Source organism: Pseudomonas sp. Sample_9 (genome assembly GCF_004307535.1).
GTDB classification, from domain to species: Bacteria; Pseudomonadota; Gammaproteobacteria; order Pseudomonadales; family Pseudomonadaceae; genus Aquipseudomonas; species Aquipseudomonas mercuritolerans.
Genome location: NZ_RAZO01000185.1, coordinates 1 through 17,294 on the forward strand (window position 1 = coordinate 1; position 17,294 = coordinate 17,294).

A 17,294-nucleotide genomic window follows, 5' to 3' on the forward strand; every position below is an offset into this window, starting at 1 on the left:
AGCTCCTCTCTATGTGCGCATTTTGCGGACAGCCAAGGCTGTCCGCTTTTTTTTGGAGGGTTCGCACCGCCCATGAAAGTTGAATTCGGAACCGTAGCCAATGCATGAGCATCCGCTGCAACGCTTCTTCAAATCCCTGCGCGAGCGACCGGTGTTCGCCTGGGAGCGCTATCAGATGCGCGACGTGCTGGTGATCGATCATCCGCTGTGTCAGGCGGTGTTCAGTCGTCAGGGCGCGCAGTTGCTGCATTTTCAGCCGCGCGGGCAGAAGCCGTGGTTGTGGTGCGCGGCGAAGTGGCCGCATGTCGGCGCGATTCGCGGTGGCGTGCCGGTGTGCTGGCCGTGGTATGGCCGTCATCCGAGCGAAAACGCGTGGCCGTCGCATGGTTGGGCGCGATTGCTCGACTGGAAACTGCTCGACAGCAGCAGCGCCGAGGATGGCGTGCGTCTGCACTGGCAATTGCAGCTGTGCGATTGGCAGGTCGACCTGCACGCGCATCTGGGCGAACGCATGGAGTTACGCCTGAGCACCGAGCATCAGGACGACATGCCGTGCCAGTTGAGCCAGGCTTTGCACGCTTACTGGCGTATTGGCGATGTCGGTGAGATAGCGCTGTCTGGGCTCGAAGGCGCACAGGGTTATGACCAGTTGAACCGTCAGGTCTGCCAGCAAGAAGGTGAGTTGCGGATTGATGGCGGGTGTCAGCGGGTGTTCCAGCATGACGGCGAATTACAGCTCAAGGATCACGCCTGGCAGCGCGAGTTGTGCATTGATACCGGTGACAGCGGCGACACTGTCGTCTGGCATCCCGGCGCGCGGCCGTTGCTGGGGGTGAGTTGGGACGAGATTTCCGAATTCGTCTGTGTGGAGGCAGCGGCGGGCGGCACGGACAGCCTGCACTTGGCGCCTGGGGAAAAGGCGCATTTGAGTTTGCAGGCGTGGGCGGCTGCTTAGTGCGTCAAGTACACCGATACCCTCACCCTAGCCCTCTCCCAGAGGGAGAGGGGACCGAATGGGGGATGCTCAAGAATGACGCCGACATGAAAGTGCAGTTCTGAATCCATAATCGATTGGATATTTCAGGTCGATGTACCGCGCCAGACACCTCGGTCGGCTCCCTCTCCCTCTGGGAGAGGGCTGGGGTGAGGGGCTTTTGATCTTTAGTTGAACTCGTCACCCACTGGATACCGGCTGGCATTCAAACTCTCTTTGATCTTGCGCAGATGCGGCTGGAAGTCCACGCCACGGCGCAAGGTCATCCCGGTCGCCAATACATCCAGCACGGTCAACTGAATGATCCGCGAGGTCATCGGCATATAGATGTCGGTGTCTTCCGGCAGCGGAATGTTCAGGCTCAGGGTACTGGCCTTGGCCAGCGGCGAATTCTCCGCCGTCAGGCCCAAAACCGAAGCGCCGTTCTCCCGGGCGATCCGCGCCACTTCCACCAGCTCGCGGGTACGTCCGGTGTAGGAAATGATCACAAACAGCTCGCCGGTATGCGCCACCGAAGCAATCATCCGCTGCATCAACACATCGGCATGCGCAGTGACCGCGAGGTTGAAGCGGAAGAATTTGTGCTGCGCATCCAGCGCCACCGGGGCTGAAGCGCCGAGGCCGAAGAAGTGGATCTGCCGGGCCTGGATCAACAGGTCGACGGCGCGGCTGATCAGGTTCGGGTCGAGCGCCTGGCAAGCACTGTCCAGGGAAGCGATGGCGCTGCCGAAAATCTTCTGCGTGTACGCCTCGGGATTGTCGTCGGCCTCGACCGCGCGGCTGACATACGCCGCACCACTGGCCAGGCTCTGCGCCAATTGCAGCTTGAGTTCGGGATAACCGCTGACACCGAACGAGCGGCAGAAACGGTTGACCGTCGGTTCGCTCACCGAGGCGGCCTGGGCGAGGGCGGCGATGCTGAAGCGGGTGGCCTGCTGCGGGTTGAGCAGGATCACCTCGGCGACCTTACGTTCGGCCTTGTTCAGCTCTTCAAGGCGACTCTGGATCTGTTCCAGTAAATTTCGCACGCGGTCCATATGGAATTCCTGATTCACCGACGCAGAGTTGCGTCGGGCTATGCAAATTGGGCCTTTGATATGGCCCGTGACGGTGGCCTATCCTACTGATGCGTCCGGGCGACCACCACTCGGATTGAGTATTCTGCGAAAATGTTGTGGTTATTACTACATTTTCCCTTGAGTGATGCCTTGAAAAAAGGTATTTGTAGCTTAACTTGATAAAAGAACAAACATCATGCCTTCCATTACGGTTGAACCGTGCACCTTTGCCTTGTTCGGCGCGCTTGGCGATCTGGCCCTGCGCAAGCTGTTTCCTGCCCTGTATCACCTTGACGGTGCCGACCTGCTGCACGAGGACACGCGCATCATTGCGCTGGCCCGTGAGCCCGGCAGCGAGCAGCAGCACATGGCGTTCATCGCCGCCGAATTGCGCCGTTACGTCGGCAAAGAGCTGAACGAAACCGTAGCCGAGCGCTTTCTCGCGCGCCTGACCTATCTGCACGTCGACTTCCTCAAGGCTGAGGATTATGTGGCGCTGGCGGAACTGGCCGGCAGCAGCCAGCGCATGATTGCCTACTTCGCCACCCCGGCGGCGGTGTACGGCGCAATCTGCGAGAACCTCGAGAAAGTCGGTCTGGCCGAAAACACTCGGGTGGTGCTGGAAAAGCCGATCGGCTCTGACCTGGAGTCGTCGCGCAAGGTCAACGACGCAGTAGCGCAGTTCTTCCCGGAAGACCGCACCTACCGTATCGACCACTATCTGGGCAAAGAGACCGTTCAGAACCTGATCGCCCTGCGTTTCGCCAACAGCCTGTTCGAAACCCAGTGGAACCAGAATTACATCTCCCACGTGGAAATCACCGTGGCCGAGAAGGTCGGCATCGAAGGCCGTTGGGGCTATTTCGACAAGGCCGGCCAACTGCGCGACATGATCCAGAATCACCTGTTGCAGCTGCTCTGCCTGATTGCCATGGACCCGCCGGCCGACCTGTCCGCCGACAGCATCCGTGACGAGAAAGTGAAGGTGCTCAAGGCGCTCGCGCCGATCAGCCCGGAAGGCCTGACCACTCAGGTCGTGCGCGGCCAGTACATCGCCGGCCACAGCGAGGGGAAATCCGTTCCGGGTTACCTCGAAGAACCGAATTCCAACACCCAGAGCGACACCGAAACCTTCGTCGCCCTGCGTGCCGATATCCGCAACTGGCGCTGGGCCGGCGTGCCGTTCTACCTGCGTACCGGCAAGCGCATGCCGCAGAAGCTGTCGCAGATCGTCATCCACTTCAAGGAACCGTCGCACTACATTTTCGCCCCGGAGCAGCGTCTGCAGATCAGCAACAAACTGATCATCCGCCTGCAACCGGACGAAGGCATTTCCTTGCGCGTGATGACCAAGGAGCAGGGCCTGGACAAGGGCATGCAACTGCGCAGTGGGCCGCTGCAACTGAATTTCTCCGACACCTGGCGTAGCGCGCGGATTCCCGATGCCTATGAGCGGTTGTTGCTGGAAGTGATGAACGGCAATCAGAACCTGTTTGTCCGTAAAGATGAAATCGAAGCCGCGTGGAAGTGGTGTGACCAGTTGATCGCCGGGTGGAAGAAATCCGGTGACGCGCCCAAGCCGTATGCGGCCGGGTCGTGGGGGCCGATGAGCTCCATTGCTTTGATCACGCGGGACGGGAGGTCGTGGTATGGCGATATCTGATGTGCAACTGCCGACGGGCGTGACTGCCCGCGAATTCACCAGCCCGGTGCTGCTCGCCGAAGGCCTGGCGCTGAACGTTGCCAAGCAACTGAGCGACGCCATTGCGGCACGCGGCAACGCGGTGCTGGTGGTGTCCGGCGGGCGCAGCCCGGTCGCGTTCTTCCAGCACCTGGCCAAGCAGGAGCTGGACTGGTCGAAGGTCATTGTGACCCTGGCCGACGAACGCTGGGTGCCGGTGGAACATGCCGACAGCAATGCCGGCCTGCTCAAGCAGTATCTGCTCAAAGGCCCGGCAGCCAAGGCGCAGTTCCTCAGCCTCTACAGCGCGGCGGCCAACGTCGAGCAGGCTGCGGAACAGGCCGATCGTCTGCTCGCAGAGCTGCCGCCAATCGATGTGCTGGTGCTGGGCATGGGCGATGACGGTCACACCGCGTCGCTGTTCCCCGACAGCCCGAACCTCGCGGCAGCCCTGCAAGCCGATGGCTCGCGCCGTTGCTGGCCGATGCTGGCGCCCAGCGTGCCACGTCAGCGCCTGACCATGAGCCGTGCGCTGCTGGCCTCGGCCAAGCACAAGATTCTGTCGATTTCCGGTCAATCGAAACTGACCACCCTGAATGCCGCGCTGGCATCCGATGACGTTGCGGCCATGCCGGTGCGCGCGTTTCTGCAACCTACGTTAGAGATTTACTGGTGCCCATGAGCCAAGGAACAGCCGCTATGACAACCCCATCCCCGACCGTTTCCATGGCGGACAAAGTTGCCCTGATCGACAGTCTCTGCGCCAAGGCGCGGATCCTGCCGGTAATCACCATCGCCCGCGAACAGGACGTGCTGCCGCTGGCCGACGCCCTCGCCGCCGGTGGCCTGACCGCGCTGGAAGTGACCCTGCGTTCGCAGTTCGGCCTCAAGGCCATTCAGATCCTGCGCGAACAGCGCCCGGAACTGATGACCGGTGCCGGCACCGTGCTCGACCGCAACATGCTCGCAGCGGCGGAAGCGGCCGGCTCGCAATTCATCGTCACCCCGGGCATCACCCGCGACCTGCTCGAAGCCAGCGTCGACAGCCCGATTCCGTTGTTGCCGGGCATCAGCAATGCCTCGGGGATCATGGAAGGCTACGGTCTGGGCTATCGCCGCTTCAAGCTGTTCCCGGCGGAAGTCAGCGGTGGCGTGGCGGCAATCAAGGCGCTCGGCGGCCCGTTCGGCGAAGTGAAATTCTGCCCGACTGGCGGCGTCGGCCCGGCCAATATCAAGAGCTACATGGCGCTGAAAAACGTCATGTGCGTGGGCGGTAGCTGGATGCTTGATCCGGAGTGGATCAAGAACGGCGACTGGGCCCGCATTCAGGAATGCACCGCCGAGGCCCTGGCGCTGCTGGACTGATTGTCACCCGACACCTCGTTGTGTGCTTTACGGCTTTATGGTGCGCTTGGTCGGCGCACCTTTTTTTTGCGCTGAAAAAAGTGCCGGTACATGTCGCGATACATAGTTACTGCACGCTGTCTTTTTCACGGAGTTAACCTGCGTTCATCTTATGGAAGAGAGAACGCCTCATGGACGACTTTCAGTCTCTGACCCTTGCGCCACAATCCCCTTATCAACCGAAGCAACTTCCCCTCGGCCGCCCCGATCGGCCCGCAGCCGAATCCCATGTGCGCAATATCAGCCAGGGCGTCGAAGGCCTGCCGCTGATCCTGCGTCTTTCGCTGGTCGATGCGATGACCAGCGAGCCGGTTATCGGCGCGCTGGTGCTCATTCGGCAGACGATTGATACCGACACCAGCCTGTGCGGCATTCAATCGACCGACAGCCATGGCATCGTCCGTTTCACCAGTGTCTATCCAGATCGAGCGGTGCACGGCGCTGCTTGCCTGAAGCTGAGCGTATTCATTCCCGGCGACGAAGCAGGAGCGCAAGCTCACCACGAGGCCTGGGCCGGCACCTTGCATTTGCCCGGCCACTGCGGCTGTGAAGCTGCCGCCGAGGACGCCATGCAGTTGGTATTGCAGCCGATCGCCGGCGCCGATCTTGAAGACGGTGCCTTCGCTTGCCAGACCCTCGGCATCGACACGTTCGCCGTGTCGTCGCAGTTGGGTCTTGAAGGCTACGAAAAAACTCCGGAGCGCCGTTCTAGCGCAGCTGGTTCAATGCGTGGACCAACTGCTCCATCTCGCCAGCCGTGGTGGTCAGCCCCGGTGTGATGCGAATGCACGGCCCGCACGCGGCGCCGGTGCGCACCACGGTGAACAGGTTGAATTCGCCGAGCAGACGCTCGGCCATGGCCTGCTGATCGGCATGCCGGGTGAAGCGCATAGCGGTGATCCCGCAATAAAGTTGCGGATCGTCCGGAGTCAGTACCTCGATGCCTGGCAGATGCCGCACGGCGTTGACCCACAGGTTGCGCAGGTAATTCAGGCGTGGGCTTTTGGCTGCGGCGCCACCGAGGGCGTCGTGCTCTTCGAACACCAGCGGCAAGGTCATCAGCGCCGGAATGTTCGGCGTGCTGTACGAGGTGCGCGCGCGAATATCGGTGACCGGGTAATGCATCTCGCCCATGTCCGGATCAATGTCGGCCAGACGCTGTGGAGCGATGTAGATGAAGCCAAGGGTCAACGGTGCGCCGATCCATTTGTGCAGGTTGTAACCGGCGAAGGCGATGCCCAAGGCTTGCAGGTCAAATTCAATCTGGCCGAGGGCGTGGGCACCGTCGAGGATGATGTCGACGCCGTGCTCTTTGGCCAGTGCGGCGATGGCCTGCACCGGCATGACCAGACCGGTGCGATGGGTGACATGGGTCAGCGCCATCAGTTTGAGTCTCGGGTGGCGGGTGAAAGCTTCGCGGTAGCTTTCCAGCAGGCTGTCGAAACTGGCCGGGTGGCGGTGGGATATTTCGATAACCTCAACGCCACGGTGTTTCGCCAGCCAGCGCATGGCGCCCTTGACCGTGTCGTACTCGAGGTCGCAGATCAGCACCTGATCGCCCGGTTGCAGGCGATTGTAATTGCGGATCAGCGATTGCAGGCCTTCGGTGGCATTGCGCGTCAGCGCCACGCTTTGCGCGCGTACGCCAATCAGTTCTGCCAGTTGCGCGCGGATTTCGAGGTTGCCGTGCTGCTCGAAGCGTTGCCGCGCATAAACCGAGTTGCTGGTGTTGATCAGCTCGATGTTGCGCTGGTACTCCTCGATCACCGTGCGCGACATGCGCCCGAAGTAACCGTTTTCCAGATTGACCGGGCCGGGCTGCACATCGTATCGGTCGGCGAATGTCTGCCAGAAGGCTTCGTCACGGGCGCGGCGGGTGTTGTCAGGCATGGTCGGCAAGGCTCAAGAGGGAAGGGCGCGTCAGTGGCGCGGGGCGGGTTTGCCGTGTTTGGCGCGCAGCGGTTCGAGCAGGTCGGACAGGCCGTTGTGGTCGATCTCCTGCATCAACGCCAACAGGCCACCGAGTTCACCGTGGGGAAAGCCTTCACGGGCGAACCAGTTCAGATAGGGGCCAGGCAAGTCGGCAATGATCCGCCCTTTGTATTTGCCGAAGGGCATCTCGCGGGTGATCAACAGTTCGAGTTTTTCCGGATTCATCAGCACGCTTCATCGATTCACATGACAGCCTGGAAAATACAGGCATTCTGCATGCAGGCCAAATGACAGATCATGCAAAAAACCAGCATACAGATGGTTCAATCTTTCTTAAGTCACTGAAAACAAAGATATTTTTATCCGAAGCGAAGCTGGCACGCACGCTGCAATATCCCTTGCATCTTCAACCCATCGCAAGGAATTGAAAAATGACCGACATGAATAAAGAAGCCATTTCTGTACTCAACGACCTGATTGAAACCTGCAAGGACGGTCAGGAAGGGTTCAAGACTTGCGCCGAAGACATCAAGCACCCAGAACTGAAAACCCTGTTCGTGCAGCGCTCCGCCGATTGCGCCACCGCAGCAGCCGAGCTGCAGGCTCAGGTACGTTCGCTGGGCGGTGATCCGGAAACTTCGACCAGTGTTGCCGGTGATCTGCACCGTCGCTGGGTCGACGTCAAATCCATGTTCACCGGTAAAGATGAAGAGGCTGTGCTGAACGAAGCCGAGCGCGGTGAAGACCATGCGCTGAAGGCTTATCGTGAAGCGATCGAGAAGATCAACAAGCACAATCTGGTGGGCATCAAGGATCTGGTTGAGCGTCAGTACCACGGCGTACAACGCAACCACGACCAGGTGAAAGCCCTGCGCAACCAGGCTCGTGCCAACTCGTAAGAGTTAGTCGGCTGATAAAAAACGCCAGCTTGTCTGGCGTTTTTTTGTGCCCGCAGGAAAAGCCCCTCACCCTAGCCCTCTCCCGGAGGGAGAGGGGACTGACCGAGGTGAATGCCGGAGTTACGCCGACTTGAGCGATCTGAGTTGAACTCTGGTTCTGGAAGGTCTTGAAGATCGCCCGCGCCGAGCGCAGGATTTGAATCCGATGCAGATCAGCTCCCTTTCCTCCTCGCCCCCTTGGGGGAGAGGGCTGGGGTGAGGGGGTAGCAATCTACCTGACACTTCCCAATCATCAGCCAATACTGATCGCCGGCAAAGTCGGCAACGTTACCGTCTGCTGTTTACGCGGCGCGAGAATCTCCGCCTCGCCATCCACCACCAACTCATCACGCTGATTGAACACGCGAGTGGCAATGCGCACGCGGAATTTCGGTAGTTTCTCCAGAATTTCCAGGCGCACCGTCAGCGTGTCGCCGATCTTCACCGGCTTCTGAAAGCTCATCTGCTGGCCGATATAAATGGTGCCCGGCCCAGGCAATTCACAGGCCACCGCTGCGCTGATCAGCGCACCGCTGAACATGCCGTGGGCGATGCGCTCCTTGAACATGCTGGCGGCGGCAAACTCGGCGTCCAGGTGCACCGGGTTGTGGTCGCCTGACATCGCGGCGAACAGCTGAATGTCGCGCTCTTCGACAGTCTTGCTGTAGCTGGCGGTCTGGCCGACTTCAAGGGCTTCGTAAGGGATGTTGGTAACCTGGGTCATCGGTTTCGATTCCTGTGACGGATTTCAGTGAATCCACAAAAAATTATTCGCTACGCTGCGGGCGCCGGTGGCTCAGGGCCTGGTCGATCCAGGCGAGCACATCGGTAGTCACTTCGTCGCGATTGCTTTCATTGAACAATTCGTGCCGGGCCTGCGGGTAGATCTTCAGTTGCAGGTGCTGGCTGCCGGCCCTGCGCAAGGCATTGGCCAGATCTGTCAGACGCTTGCCCTCGCTCACCGGATCACATTCGCCGCCAATCACCAGCAGTGGCAGGCCCGGATCGATCTGCGCGAGATTGGACGCTTTGCTGATTTGCTGCAAGCCGCCGAGCAGGTCGATCCACAGCTGATTGGTGCAGCGAAAACCGCACAACGGGTCGGCGGCGTACTTGTCGACCTCGGCCGGGTCGCGGCTCAGCCAGTCGAAACGGGCGCGCACCGGTTTGAATTTATTGTTGAACGAGCCGAACGACAGCCACTCGATCAACGCACTGCGGCCCTTGCCGCCCTGACGCAGTTTTTCCAGCCGGGCAATCTGCCGCGCAGCGCGATACAGCGCCACTGGCTGGAAATTCGAGCCGCTGAGAATCGCCCCGTGCAGACTGGCGCTGTGATGCAGCAGATAGGCCTGGGCGATGTAGCTGCCCATGCTGTGGCCGAGCAGGATGATCGGCACGCCCGGGTGTTGCTGGCCGATGTGCTGGTTGAGGCTGGCCAGATCGCCGACGACCTTGCACCAGCCATCGTCATCGGCGAAGTGGCCGAGGGTGCCGTTGTCGGCAGTGCGGCCATGGCCGCGCAGATCCGGGGCGTAGACGCCATAGTCTTTGTCGCAAAACGTGTCGGCGAGGCGGGCGTAGCGAGCGCTGTGTTCGGCCATGCCATGGGCCAGCAGAACCACCGCTTTCAATGGCGTGGCCGGCAGCCAGCAGTTGACGTACAGGCGGCTGCGGTCATTCGCGTCCAGCCAGAAGGTGTCGTGGGTCATGGCGATTCCTTTGCTCAGCATCGCCACAGTGTATAGCGCGTCTGATCAGCTCACGCCATGGCAGGAAGATTCACGGGATCAATGAGGGCTTGCGTCATATTTGCCTCAATGGCCATAGCTGCTAGTGTCCGTGAAGCTCCGCTTTGTGCTTTTCGCCTTCAATGGACGAAGCAGAAACGACAGAAAGCGGCTCCCGGATCGGCTCAGGTAAAGAGGACAAGAACAATGCAACCTGATTTCTGGAATGACAAACGCCCGGCCGGCGTACCGCTGGACATCGACATGGGCGAGTTCAAGTCGGTCATTGAAGTGTTTGAGCGTTCCTGCAAGAAGTTCGCTGACCGCCCGGCGTTCAGCAGCATGGGCATCACCCTGACCTACGCCGAACTCGAACGCCAGAGCGCAGCGTTCGCCGGTTATCTGCAGGCCCATACCGATCTGGTGCCGGGGGATCGCATTGCGGTGCAGATGCCCAACGTTCTGCATTATCCGATTGCCGTGTTCGGCGCGCTGCGCGCCGGGCTGATCGTGGTCAACACCAACCCGCTGTACACACCGCGGGAAATGCGCCATCAGTTCAAGGATTCCGGCGCACGCGCGCTGGTCTACCTGAATCTGTTCGGGCAGAAAGTCCAGGAAGTGCTGCCCGACACCGACATCCAATATTTGATCGAAGCGAAGATGGGCGACCTGATGCCCACCGCCAAAGGCTGGCTGGTCAACACCGTGGTCAGCAAAGTGAAGAAACTGGTTCCCGAGTATTCGCTACCGCAAGCCACCTCGTTCAAAAGCGCGCTGCGCATGGGGCGCGGTCTGGGTATCAAGCCGCTGAACGTCGGCCTCGACGACATCGCCGTGCTGCAATACACCGGCGGCACCACCGGCCTGGCCAAGGGCGCGATGCTCACCCACGGCAATCTGGTGGCGAACATGCAGCAGGTGCGCGCGTGTCTGGCTCAGCTCGGCCCGGACGGTCAACCTCTGTTGCGCGAAGGCCAAGAGGTGATGATCGCGCCGCTGCCGCTGTACCACATCTATGCCTTCACCGCGAATTGCATGTGCATGATGGTCTCGGGCAACCACAACGTGCTGATCTCCAATCCGCGCGACATTGCCGGCTTCATCAAGGAACTGAAAAACTGGCGCTTCTCGGCGCTGCTGGGTCTGAACACCTTGTTCGTCGCGCTGATGGACCACCCGGAATTCAAGACCCTGGATTTCTCCAGCCTGAAGCTGACCAACTCCGGCGGCACCGCGCTGGTCAAGGCCACCGCCGAGCGCTGGGAGCAGATGACCGGTTGCCGTATCACCGAAGGCTACGGCCTGACCGAAACCTCGCCAGTAGCCTGCACCAACCCTTACGGCGATCAGTCGCGGCTGGGCACTGTCGGCTTGCCGGTGCCGGGCACGCTGGTGAAAATCATCAACGATGACGGCGTCGAACAGCCGCTGGGCGAGCGCGGCGAGCTGTGCATCAAAGGCCCGCAGATCATGAAGGGTTACTGGAACAAACCCGAAGCCACCGCCGAAGTGCTGGATGCCGAGGGCTGGTTCAAGTCTGGCGATATCGCCGTGATCGACCCGGACGGTTTTGTGCGCATCGTCGATCGCAAGAAGGACATGATCATCGTCTCCGGTTTCAACGTGTACCCCAACGAAATCGAAGACGTGGTCATGGCCCACCCGAAAGTCGCCAACTGCGCGGTCATCGGCGTGCCGGACGAGCGTTCGGGAGAGGCGGTGAAGCTGTTTGTGGTAGCGCGGGAGAGCGGGGTCAGCCTGGAAGAGCTGAAGGCCTACTGCAAAGAAAACTTCACCGCGTACAAGGTGCCGAAACACATCGTGCTGCGTGAGTCGTTGCCGATGACGCCTGTAGGGAAAATTCTGCGGCGCGAGTTGCGGGATATCGCCTAGGCCTGAACCGCAGCGCGCGTGACATTCGCGAGCAGGCTCGCTCCCACAGGTATCGATGTTTTCTGTGAGAGCGAGCCTGCTCGCGAATCTTTTGTGCCCGCTGAATTCGGGGGTTTTGGGGAGTTATAGGATTTTTGCTCTAAAATGACCGCTGGCAAGTCTTGAGTCATCAATATGACTGTAGGGCCCACGTTTGGCTCTGGTCGACCCTTGGCAAAGCTGCTACTCTCGGCGCGCTTTGTGACTTCTCGGCCTGTAAAACGCCGGATTCACCAATACAAAACACACACCAATAATAATCGCATCAAATGCGGTGAAGAATTCGCGTTGCTGAGGAGTGGGCTTCCATGATCGAAGACTTTTGGAAGGATAAGTACCCGGCTGGAATCGCAGCCGAGATCAATCCAGACGAGTATCCGAACATTCAGGCAGTGTTGAAGCAATCCTGCCAACGCTTCGCCAACAAACCGGCTTTCAGCAACCTCGGCAAGACAATCACCTACGGTGAGCTGTACGAGCTGTCCGGTGCCTTTGCCGCGTATCTGCAACAGCATACCGACTTGCAGCCCGGTGATCGAATCGCCGTGCAACTGCCCAACGTCCTGCAGTATCCGGTCGCGGTCTTCGGTGCCATTCGCGCCGGGCTGATCGTGGTCAACACCAACCCGTTGTACACCGCGCGGGAAATGGAACACCAATTCAACGACTCCGGCGCCAAAGCCCTGGTGTGCCTGGCGAACATGGCGCACCTGGCCGAAGCCGTGGTGCCGAAGACTGGCGTCAAGCATGTCATCGTCACCGAAGTCGCCGACCTGCTGCCGCCGATCAAGCGCCTGCTGATCAACAGCGTCATCAAGTACGTGAAGAAAATGGTCCCGGCCTATCACTTGCCCAAAGCCATCAAATTCAACGACGTCCTGAGCAAGGGCCACGGCCAGCCAGTGGCCGAAGCCAATCCGGACAGCGGCGATGTCGCGGTGCTGCAATACACCGGCGGTACCACCGGCGTGGCCAAGGGCGCGATGCTGACGCACCGCAACCTGGTCGCCAACATGCTGCAATGCAAGGCGCTGATGGGCTCCAACCTCAACGAAGGCTGTGAGATCCTGATCACGCCGCTGCCGCTGTATCACATCTATGCGTTCACCTTTCATTGCATGGCGATGATGCTGATCGGCAACCACAACATCCTGATCAGCAACCCGCGTGACCTGCCGGCGATGGTCAAGGAACTGTCGAAGTGGAAGTTCAGCGGTTTCGTCGGCCTCAACACGTTGTTCGTGGCGCTGTGCAACAACGAAGGTTTCCGCAAACTGGATTTCTCCGCGCTGAAAGTCACCCTGTCCGGCGGCATGGCCCTGCAACTGGCGGCGGCCGAGCGCTGGAAAGCCGTGACCGGTTGCGCCATCTGCGAAGGCTACGGCATGACCGAAACCAGCCCGGTGGCCACGGTCAACCCGATCCAGCACATCCAGATCGGCACCATTGGCATTCCGGTACCGTCGACCCTGTGCAAAGTCATCGACGATGCCGGTGTCGAGCAGCCGCTGGGTGAAATCGGCGAGCTGTGCGTCAAGGGCCCGCAAGTGATGAAGGGTTACTGGCAGCGTCAGGAAGCCACCGATGAAATGCTCGACAGCGACGGCTGGCTGAAAACCGGTGACATCGCGCTGATCCAGCCGGACGGCTACATGCGCATTGTCGATCGCAAGAAGGACATGATTCTGGTGTCTGGCTTCAACGTCTATCCGAATGAACTGGAAGACGTGCTGGCGACTTTGCCGGGCGTGTTGCAGTGCGCGGCGATCGGCGTGCCGGACGAGAAGTCGGGTGAGGCGATCAAGATTTTCATCGTCGCCAAACCGGGAGTGACCCTGACCAAAGAACAGGTCATGGACCACATGCGCGCCAACGTTACCGGCTACAAAGTGCCGCGCTCGGTGGAGTTCCGCGATGCGCTGCCGACCACCAACGTCGGCAAGATCCTGCGCCGCGAATTGCGGGATGAAGAACTGAAGAAGATCAAGGCCAAGTCTGCCGCGTAAATAAAAAGCCCCGCAGATGCGGGGCTTTTTGTTGGTGTGTGTCTTTACACTTGTATCAACTGTGGAGCCGCCTTCGCGAGCAGGCTCGCTCCCACATTTGACCGTGTTGCAACTGGCGAACGCGGTTGAGTGTGGGAGCGAGCCTGCTCGCGAAGCTGTTACTGACGAAACGGCGCAAAATTCACATTGGTCCCCGCCGGACGCATGTCCTGCAGATACGAATCCTTGTCCGCACTCAATTCCAGGCTCAGCGCCGCCTTGCGTTTGCCTTCGTTGCGAATCACCAGGCCTTCGAGCTTTTCGCGCAGGAACACCGTCGGCACTTTCAGGTGCAGCAACTCATCGGTGGCCGGGGTGTGCAGCAGCAAGTGAATCCACTCGTACTGACCGATGGCCAGACGCGACACCGGCAGGTCGAACCACCAGATGTTGCGGTTACGGTTCAGTTCGGCGAAGTGGCAGTTGTTAGTGCCGAGCACGGCGCCGCCCAGTTCCTGGTTGCGACGGGCGATGGCCTGGGTTTTATTGAGCTTCATGACATTCCTGCGAATCGGTGTGCCGGGCTCAGCGCCCGTAGGCTGAGCATTCTCGGGGCAACGCCGGCAAACATAAAGCGCAACCTGCATGCCACGACGAAATGCCGGCAAAATAAATGAAACTCGGCGCAAAGCGCACCGGTCAATCGTTACGTAATGACTTTTCTTCCCTATATGCTTCACGGAGAAACACCATGAGTAGCACAGGCGATAAAGTAAAAGGCATGGCCAACGAAGCCGTCGGTAACGTCAAGCAAGGCGTCGGCAAAGCTACTGACAACGACAAGCTGCGCGCGGAAGGCAAAGTTCAAGAGAAAAAAGGCGAAGCCCAGCAAGCGGTCGGCAACGCCAAGGACGCTGTGAAAAAAGGCGTCGACAAGGCGTAAGCGAGCCTTGAACGAATCACACGAGCGGCCATCCAAGGATGGCCGTTTTTGTATCAGAACCCTGCGGTCATCCGCCGAAGGATCGCCAAGTAGGCTACCTTGAGGTAAAAAACGGCCCCTGAGTCGCCACGACTTCAACCTTTTGCGGCGCAAGGAGACGCGAATGATATTCCCGGACATGAAAGGTCTGCCCCTGCACCGGGTGATGGTGCGCACGGTCACTGAATTCGTCGATGACGAAATGTCGACCTACGCCTCGGCACTGGCCTACCAGATGCTGTTCTCGCTCTTCCCGTTCATTCTTTTCCTGATCGCCCTGATCGGTTTCCTGCACCTGCCGGATTTCTTCTCCTGGCTGCGTCTGCAATCCGAACTGGTGCTGCCGCCGCAGGCCCTGGAGCAAGTCAATCCGGTGATCGATCAGTTGCAGCAATCCAAGGGTGGCCTGCTGTCCATCGGTATCGTCATCGCCCTGTACACCGCGTCCGCCGGCGTGCGCCTGATGATGAGCGCGATGAACGCCGCCTATGACGTGGTCGAAGGCCGGCCGATCTGGAAGCGCTTCCCGTTGTCGATCGTCTACACCGTCGGCATCGCCGGCATGCTGCTGATTGCCGCGGCGCTGATGGTGCTCGGGCCGCAGGTGATGGGCTGGATCGCCGCACAAGTGGGGCTGGAAGACTTCATCGTCACGGTGTGGACTATCGCGCGCTGGCCGGTGATCGTGATTCTGATGATGGTCGCGGTGGCGCTGATCTATTACGTGATGCCTGACGTCAAACAGGACTTCCGTTTTATCACCCCAGGTTCGGTGCTGGCCGTGGTGGTGTGGATTCTCGCTTCACTGGGCTTTGCCTTCTACGTAAAAACCTTCGCCAACTACAACGCGATGTATGGCAGCATCGGGGCGATCATCGTGCTGTTGCTGTATTTCTACATTTCCGCCGCGGTGCTGTTGCTCGGCGCAGAAATGAATGCAGTGATCGAGCACATGTCCGCCGAAGGCAAGGACAAGGGCGAAAAAGCCCCTGGCGAGCCCGACGAATCCACCAAACAACACGTCTCCGGCCTGGGCCGCGATCACTCGCTCAAGCCGGACACTGATGAAGCCCGACCATGATTCGTGAAATTCTGAAAATGGGTGATGAGCGCCTGTTGCGCATCGCCGCGCCGGTACCGCCTGAGATGTTCAACAGCGCCGAGCTGTGGCAACTGATCGACGACATGTTCCAGACCATGGAAAGCGTCGGCGGCGTTGGCCTCGCGGCGCCGCAGATCGGCGTCGACCTGCAACTGGTGATCTTCGGCTTCGAACACAGCGAGCGTTACCCGGATGCTGAAGCAGTGCCGCAGACGATCCTGATCAATCCGCTGATCACGCCGTTGAATCCGTTGATGGAAGAGGGCTTCGAAGGCTGTCTGTCGGTGCCGGGCCTGCGCGGTGCGGTGGAGCGCTATCAGCAGATTCGCTACGAAGGCTTTGATCCCAAGGGCGAGCCGATCGTGCGCGTGGCCTCGGGGTTTCATGCGCGAGTGGTGCAGCATGAATGCGATCACCTGATCGGCCGGCTTTACCCGTCACGGATTACCGATTTCAGCAAGTTCGGCTTTACCGAAGTGCTGTTCCCGGACCTTGATCCCAACGCTGACGAATGATTGTCAGAACACCATAATACCTGTGGGAGCGAGCCTGCTCGCGAACGCGGAGTATCAGAACCCAATTCGGCGCTGACACACCGCATTCGCGAGCAGGCTCGCTCCCACAGGGTTTCAGCGTAAATCTGCGGGATTGAGCCCCATCGCAATCATCGGCTTGCTCCGCGCATACCGGCTCAACCGCTCGGCCATCGCCTGCGGCAGCGGTGGATTGAAACTGAAGTCACGCCGCTCATAAAACCCGCGCAGATCCGGATGGCAGAACAGCCACACCGGCTCGTCCACCTTAGCAACCGCCGCCGCGATCAGTTGCGCAGCAATTCCCTGCTCGCGACACCCCGGATCAACAAACAACCCCGTCAGCCAGTGTCCGCCCGAGACTGGCCGCAAACACAGCGCCGCAACGATTTCACCGCGCCTTGCCACCCACAACTGCGCCTCGCGCACGGCTTTCATCGACGACTGGTGGCTGCGGTAGAACTTGTTCATCAGTGGCCACAACGATTCGTCGAGCTGGCTGTAGTGGATATCGGACATGGTTCGGGCTGTCGCTGCGAAAAGCGCCGATTATAAAAGAACGCGCGCTTCGGGATAGGTGTATACCTGAACTCACATCCCCTGTGAGTGGAGTATCGATCATGTCCAAAGGTATGGATTCAAAGAAAGCCGCGAAGAAGAAGCCGGCCAAGACTGCGATTGAAAAACGCGCCGAGAAGAAAGCCAAGAAGGTCGACATCTTCGGCCATTGAGCAAACCCTACGGGAGCCCGGTTCGCGGGCTTCCGCTTCGCTGGCGAAAACGTCCGTTCTCACCACGCCGTTCCCCGCGCTGAACCGTTTCTTGTGCAAAAAATGCCAGATACTGGCCGACTAGTGGCCTTGCGCCCGGCGTCGGGCTGGCTATGCTTGCAGGTAACTAACCATGTCGACCGTCATGCCAACCGGCCGACGGCACCGGTTGGTCCGTGATTCATGCTGCCAGAGTGCGCAACCCAAGGCACCGACACTGAACCAACAAGGAGCGTCATCTAAATGGAAG

At 59.8% G+C, this 17,294-nt stretch carries 18 protein-coding genes; 11 read left to right on the forward strand and 7 right to left on the reverse strand.

The genetic code is table 11. The features are described 5' to 3' along the window. The first annotated feature begins 100 nt into the window (after positions 1 to 100). A complete protein-coding gene (locus D6877_RS10160) occupies positions 101 to 955 on the forward strand; it encodes a D-hexose-6-phosphate mutarotase (RefSeq protein ID WP_130910667.1) in 855 nt (284 codons plus the stop codon). A gap of 206 nt (positions 956 to 1,161) precedes the next feature. Here the strand turns inward: D6877_RS10160 and D6877_RS10165 are convergent, their stop codons facing one another. Continuing rightward, a complete protein-coding gene (locus D6877_RS10165; protein ID WP_169842436.1) occupies positions 1,162 to 2,022 on the reverse strand; it encodes a MurR/RpiR family transcriptional regulator in 861 nt (286 codons plus the stop codon). Between the two features lie 226 nt (positions 2,023 to 2,248). Between D6877_RS10165 and zwf the strand changes: the two genes are divergently transcribed. The 4 genes from zwf to D6877_RS10185 all read left to right on the forward strand — a co-directional run bounded on the left by zwf (position 2,249) and on the right by D6877_RS10185 (position 5,916). After that, positions 2,249 to 3,715 (forward strand): glucose-6-phosphate dehydrogenase, encoded by a 1,467-nt coding sequence (gene zwf / locus D6877_RS10170; protein ID WP_016773537.1) that lies wholly within the window; start codon positions 2,249 to 2,251, stop codon positions 3,713 to 3,715. Next, positions 3,702 to 4,415: a 6-phosphogluconolactonase gene (gene pgl / locus D6877_RS10175; RefSeq protein ID WP_130910668.1), complete on the forward strand. Its 714-nt coding sequence runs from the start codon at positions 3,702 to 3,704 to the stop codon at positions 4,413 to 4,415. The genes zwf and pgl overlap by 14 nt, the downstream gene beginning before the upstream one ends. A 17-nt stretch (positions 4,416 to 4,432) precedes the next feature. After that, positions 4,433 to 5,098 carry a bifunctional 4-hydroxy-2-oxoglutarate aldolase/2-dehydro-3-deoxy-phosphogluconate aldolase gene (locus D6877_RS10180; protein WP_016773539.1) on the forward strand — a complete coding sequence of 222 codons (666 nt, stop codon included), beginning with the start codon at positions 4,433 to 4,435 and terminating at the stop codon, positions 5,096 to 5,098. Positions 5,099 to 5,268: 170 nt separating this feature from the next. Then, positions 5,269 to 5,916, forward strand: a complete 648-nt coding sequence (locus D6877_RS10185; protein WP_178083665.1) for a hypothetical protein — start codon at positions 5,269 to 5,271, stop codon at positions 5,914 to 5,916. Here the strand turns inward: D6877_RS10185 and D6877_RS10190 are convergent. Together D6877_RS10190 and D6877_RS10195 are read right to left on the reverse strand one after the other, a co-directional pair. Beyond that, positions 5,846 to 7,027, reverse strand: a complete 1,182-nt coding sequence (locus D6877_RS10190) for an aminotransferase class V-fold PLP-dependent enzyme (RefSeq protein WP_130910669.1) — start codon at positions 7,025 to 7,027, stop codon at positions 5,846 to 5,848. The two genes, D6877_RS10185 and D6877_RS10190, sit on opposite strands and share 71 nt — an antisense overlap. Positions 7,028 to 7,057: 30 nt before the next feature. Beyond that, complete coding sequence (locus D6877_RS10195; protein ID WP_003227425.1) at positions 7,058 to 7,294, reverse strand: DUF3820 family protein; 237 nt, start codon at positions 7,292 to 7,294, stop codon at positions 7,058 to 7,060. Positions 7,295 to 7,500: 206 nt separating this feature from the next. Between D6877_RS10195 and D6877_RS10200 the strand changes: the two genes are divergently transcribed. Then, positions 7,501 to 7,968 (forward strand): PA2169 family four-helix-bundle protein, encoded by a 468-nt coding sequence (locus tag D6877_RS10200; protein ID WP_016773542.1) that lies wholly within the window; start codon positions 7,501 to 7,503, stop codon positions 7,966 to 7,968. Between the two features lie 292 nt (positions 7,969 to 8,260). Here D6877_RS10200 and D6877_RS10205 read toward each other — a convergent pair whose 3' ends face one another. Then, positions 8,261 to 8,731 carry a MaoC family dehydratase gene (locus D6877_RS10205; protein ID WP_003227420.1) on the reverse strand — a complete coding sequence of 157 codons (471 nt, stop codon included), beginning with the start codon at positions 8,729 to 8,731 and terminating at the stop codon, positions 8,261 to 8,263. A gap of 43 nt (positions 8,732 to 8,774) precedes the next feature. Then, positions 8,775 to 9,719: an alpha/beta hydrolase gene (locus D6877_RS10210; protein ID WP_130910670.1), complete on the reverse strand. Its 945-nt coding sequence runs from the start codon at positions 9,717 to 9,719 to the stop codon at positions 8,775 to 8,777. Positions 9,720 to 9,944: 225 nt separating this feature from the next. Here D6877_RS10210 and fadD2 point away from each other — a divergent pair, with 225 nt between their 5' ends. Together fadD2 and fadD1 are read left to right on the forward strand one after the other, a co-directional pair. Further along, entirely contained in the window at positions 9,945 to 11,633 is a 1,689-nt protein-coding gene (fadD2, locus tag D6877_RS10215) for a long-chain-fatty-acid--CoA ligase FadD2 (protein WP_130910671.1), read from the forward strand. Positions 11,634 to 11,980: 347 nt separating this feature from the next. Next, positions 11,981 to 13,678, forward strand: coding sequence for a long-chain-fatty-acid--CoA ligase FadD1 (gene fadD1 / locus D6877_RS10220; protein ID WP_024014053.1), 1,698 nt, complete (start codon positions 11,981 to 11,983; stop codon positions 13,676 to 13,678). A gap of 158 nt (positions 13,679 to 13,836) precedes the next feature. Here the strand turns inward: fadD1 and D6877_RS10225 are convergent, their stop codons facing one another. Then, positions 13,837 to 14,214, reverse strand: a complete 378-nt coding sequence (locus D6877_RS10225) for a hypothetical protein (protein WP_016775519.1) — start codon at positions 14,212 to 14,214, stop codon at positions 13,837 to 13,839. Between the two features lie 194 nt (positions 14,215 to 14,408). Between D6877_RS10225 and D6877_RS10230 the strand changes: the two genes are divergently transcribed. The 3 genes from D6877_RS10230 to def all read left to right on the forward strand — a co-directional run bounded on the left by D6877_RS10230 (position 14,409) and on the right by def (position 16,256). Next, positions 14,409 to 14,600: a CsbD family protein gene (locus tag D6877_RS10230; protein ID WP_042607250.1), complete on the forward strand. Its 192-nt coding sequence runs from the start codon at positions 14,409 to 14,411 to the stop codon at positions 14,598 to 14,600. A gap of 163 nt (positions 14,601 to 14,763) precedes the next feature. Further along, positions 14,764 to 15,720 (forward strand): YihY/virulence factor BrkB family protein, encoded by a 957-nt coding sequence (locus tag D6877_RS10235; RefSeq protein WP_123443670.1) that lies wholly within the window; start codon positions 14,764 to 14,766, stop codon positions 15,718 to 15,720. Continuing rightward, positions 15,717 to 16,256: a peptide deformylase gene (def, locus tag D6877_RS10240; protein ID WP_130910672.1), complete on the forward strand. Its 540-nt coding sequence runs from the start codon at positions 15,717 to 15,719 to the stop codon at positions 16,254 to 16,256. The genes D6877_RS10235 and def overlap by 4 nt, the downstream gene beginning before the upstream one ends. A gap of 114 nt (positions 16,257 to 16,370) precedes the next feature. On the opposite strand, the gene D6877_RS10245 is transcribed toward def, so the two are convergent. Then, positions 16,371 to 16,793: a GNAT family N-acetyltransferase gene (locus D6877_RS10245; protein WP_130910673.1), complete on the reverse strand. Its 423-nt coding sequence runs from the start codon at positions 16,791 to 16,793 to the stop codon at positions 16,371 to 16,373. Positions 16,794 to 17,294 lie beyond the last annotated feature (501 nt).